The 385-nt window shown below is 66.5% G+C and carries 1 protein-coding gene; it reads left to right on the forward strand.

Going from position 1 to position 385, the window contains the following annotated elements; all coding sequences use genetic code 11:
• The coding region (locus tag D7V97_RS43930) for a transporter associated domain-containing protein (RefSeq protein ID WP_304988541.1) at window positions 1-357 on the forward strand (357 nt) is incomplete at its 5' end.
• Window positions 358-385 lie beyond the last annotated feature (28 nt).

Below are 385 nucleotides of genomic sequence, written 5' to 3' on the forward strand. Positions count from 1 at the left end.
GTGCAAGGCGTGGTGACGCCCATCGACGTGCTCGAAGCCATTGCCGGTGAATTCCCCGATGAAGACGAACGCCCCGGCGTGGTGGAAGTCAGCGATGGCTGCTGGGAAGTGGCTGGCGAGGCCGACCTGCGCCAGCTCGAAGATGTCCTGCATGTCGACTGGCTGCTCGACGAAGGCGGCGGCGCCACGAGCCTTGGCGGCTACCTGTTCAACCAGTGGGACCGCCTGCCAGAGGTGGGCGATACGCTGGTGCGCCACGACTTGCGCTTTGTGATCCTGGAAGCGGGCAGCCGCCGCATCGTGCGCGTGCGCATCGAGCGCATGGAAGACGTGACGGCGCCCGAGGCGGAAGCCTAACTCGTCGTTGTTGTGACCGGCCGTGGCG

Origin of the sequence: Corallococcus sp. CA053C (assembly GCF_003611675.1) — a bacterium.
GTDB lineage: Bacteria > Myxococcota > Myxococcia > Myxococcales > Myxococcaceae > Corallococcus.